The following is a 2,867-nucleotide window of genomic DNA, read 5'->3' as shown; positions in this document are numbered from 1 at the left end:
CGGCTACATCCGTCGTTCCGCCGCCGATGTCGACGACCATATTTCCGCTAGGTTGATAAATATCCATGCCCGCTCCGATTGCAGCGGCCTTCGGCTCCTCTTCCATGAAGACTTCCTTTGCCCCGCTGCGCTCCGCCGCTTCACGGATCGATTTCTGTTCGACAGAGGTAATATTCGTAGGGGCGCAGATCAAAATGCGAGGACGCGCATACCAGGTGCGGCCGCCCACGCGGTCGATGAAATATTTCAGCATCGTCTCCGTAATTTCAAAATCGGCGATAACGCCGTCCCGGAGCGGACGAATCGTTGAGATGTTTCCCGGGGTGCGGCCGACCATACGGCGCGCCTGTTCTCCCACCGCAAGGACCTTCTTCGTGTCGCTCTCAAGCGTGACCACGGAAGGTTCATCCAGAACGACTCCTTTTCCTTTAACATGAATCAGCACATTGGCTGTACCGAGATCGATTCCGATGTCCTTGCTAAGCATAATGAAAGAGCCCCCAAAGTATTATTTTAGATGAGAGAGATGAGTTAGTACCAAATTTAAAATTACCATACTTTAGGGGATGAGTTCAATGATATTTTATGGCTTTATCGCTACGGCCACCTCCCGCTTCTTCCCCGTGTTTTTCTTATATTTGATTTTTGTAGCCTCGCCCCCCCGGAGATGACGGATCGATTTGTGGTATTCAAGAATGTGCTTCACCTGATCGGCCAGATCAGGATTAATTTCCGGCAACCGCTCGGTTAGATCTTTATGCACCGTGCTTTTGGAAACGCCGAATTCTTTGGCTATGGTCCGGACCGTATGCCTGGTTTCCACGATGCAGCGTCCGATTTTAATCGTACGTTCCTTGATGTAATCGTGCACGCTCCCGCCTCCCAACTGTGGATAGTTTGGTACATTATATGAGTGGCGGGCCTATATATTCGCGCTTTAGCGGGATGACAAGCCGGGGCAGGCTCATTTTATTTGCGGGACAACCGTAAAATAGCCCTAGAAAACGGGGACTATGCTCCTATGCCGGAAGACATAACACGAAAAAACAGGAGGACGAGCGTCCCCCTGCCTTGCGTTAAAATATGATCTTGCTTATTTATTTTGTGCTTTTTGCGGAAGCAGTTCCGAAGGATTAACGGGCTTGCCGTCCTGGTACACCTCAAAATGCAGGTGGTTGCCCAGATCCTTCTCGATTTCATTGCGTCCGGCGCTTGCTAGCGTGTCACCCTGCTTCACCTGGTCGCCCTGTTTTACTTTGGCTTCACCGAGACTTTGGTAGACGGTCTTCAGGTTGCCTTGGGTCACTTCCACCACTGTGCCGAGCGTAGCCACGTCTTCGACCCGGGTCACTTCGCCGCTGATGGCGGCCTTAACGTCAAATGTCTTCTTATCTTCGCGGGCAAGATCGATGCCGGTATTGGGCGTAAAGGTATCGCCGCTCTGTACCATAGCCTCGACGTGATTCTGTTCCGTGCCATTCTCGTCATAGTACGGTTTGACGACTTGCACGTCGCTTGGGTTGGCCACCGGCCAAGCCAGGCTCTCCGCCGAAGCGGTAACCTCCAGCGCTTTCGGGTCTTTTCCTGCATCCGCAGCCCCGGCCGTATCGCCGGAACCTCCGACATCCTCAGAGACAACGGCGGCGGTGTCTGTCGAAAGCGGCTTTTGGCCGGCATCCTGATAGACCCACACCAAGGTTAGTATAATTGCCGCTGCCGCTGTGTAGACTGCCGGAAATACCCAACGTTTAGAGAACAGTTTGTTCAATGAAGAAGGCTGGCTGCCGGTTTCGCTCGGTTTGGTTTTGAGAGAATCTTCATTGGACGGTTTGTTTTTGTCTTGTTCATTCATTTGCTATCACCTCAGTAACCAGTGTTACCGGGCGATTCGCTTTTATACGTTTCTTTCACTTTATTTTTTCAAAAGAGTTGAGACTTGCGTAAACGATATTCCGCTGTAATAGTGTTTGAGAATCTGCGTTGCCGTGTTGCCCTGCTTCGCCATTCCATTCGCTCCCCATTGGCTCATGCCGACGCCGTGACCGTTGCCATAGGTGGTAATGGCAATCTTACCGTTACCCATCGTCCAAGTGAACTGGCTGGAGCGCAGCCCGAGCTTCTCCCGCACTTCACGTCCTGTAAACACCTGGCCGTCAATCGAAATCTCTTTAACCCGGTGGCCTGCGGTAACGGACAGCACCTCTATCCGCGGCACGCCCGCGAAGGTTTGTCCCGCAGAGACCGGCATGACCTTCCCCGCCGCAGCGCCCGAAGGGGCGAACACTTTCTGCGCGCCTGGTCCGAAGCCCCCCTTGATTCCGAGCTTCTCTCTCAAATCGGAAACGCTGAAGGTTGCGGTAGCCCTAAGCCCCGGCGTTACTTCCCGGTCCCAGGGACTCGCCACGCTGCGCAAGTAAGGAACGGCCGCCTTCCAATAATCCTCCGAGTTCTCCGTGTACCCTCCGCTCGAGGCGAAAAAAGAGGCTGTAATCGGCTCTCCCTTGTACGTCATCACGATGCCGCGCGTTTCCAAGGCCGCGCGGCGGAGCTTGGCCAGGTCGGCGCTGCGGCCGGCCTTCGCCCAGTCCCGCTGCAGCACAGCGGACGAGACGTAAGCCTGATGGCTTACGGTGTCGGTCACATCCGCGGCCGCAGCGGGAACCCCGCTTCTGTCGCCGGCCCGCAGGCGGCGGACGATAAAGGTGCGGGCCGCAACCGCCTGCGCTTTGAGCGCTTCGAGCTCAAAGTCGGACGGCATTTCGGCCGCAATGACGCCGGTGACGTAGTCCTCCAGCGGCAGGGTTTCGATTTGTCGGGTGCGCGACAAATACACGGACACCTTCGGCTGCGGGGCTTCCGCCGCAGCC

At 55.1% G+C, this 2,867-nt stretch carries 4 protein-coding genes; all 4 read right to left on the bottom strand.

Features of this window, described 5'->3' with window-relative positions; all coding sequences use genetic code 11:
- Window positions 1-487, bottom strand: a 487-nt coding sequence (locus tag L691_RS0121750; protein ID WP_025692426.1) for a rod shape-determining protein, incomplete at its 3' end; no start/stop codon positions are given.
- A 96-nt stretch (window positions 488-583) separates the two neighbouring features.
- Window positions 584-871: a sporulation transcriptional regulator SpoIIID gene (gene spoIIID, locus L691_RS0121745; RefSeq protein ID WP_025692425.1), complete on the bottom strand. Its 288-nt coding sequence runs from the start codon at window positions 869-871 to the stop codon at window positions 584-586.
- 222 nt (window positions 872-1,093) lie between these two features.
- Complete coding sequence (locus L691_RS0121740) at window positions 1,094-1,852, bottom strand: M23 family metallopeptidase (protein WP_025692424.1); 759 nt, start codon at window positions 1,850-1,852, stop codon at window positions 1,094-1,096.
- Between the two features lie 60 nt (window positions 1,853-1,912).
- The coding region (gene spoIID, locus L691_RS0121735) for a stage II sporulation protein D (protein WP_025692423.1) at window positions 1,913-2,867 on the bottom strand (955 nt) is incomplete at its 5' end.

The sequence above is a fragment of the Paenibacillus zanthoxyli JH29 genome (assembly GCF_000520715.1).
GTDB classification, from domain to species: Bacteria; Bacillota; Bacilli; order Paenibacillales; family Paenibacillaceae; genus Paenibacillus_AQ; species Paenibacillus_AQ zanthoxyli.
This window is presented reverse-complemented; position numbering and strand designations above follow the sequence as displayed.

Coding starts and splice junctions, on each gene's coding strand:
- L691_RS0121740 (WP_025692424.1), bottom strand. CDS start 1,852: ATGAATGAACAAGACAAAAACAAACCGTCCAATGAAGATTCTCTCAAA.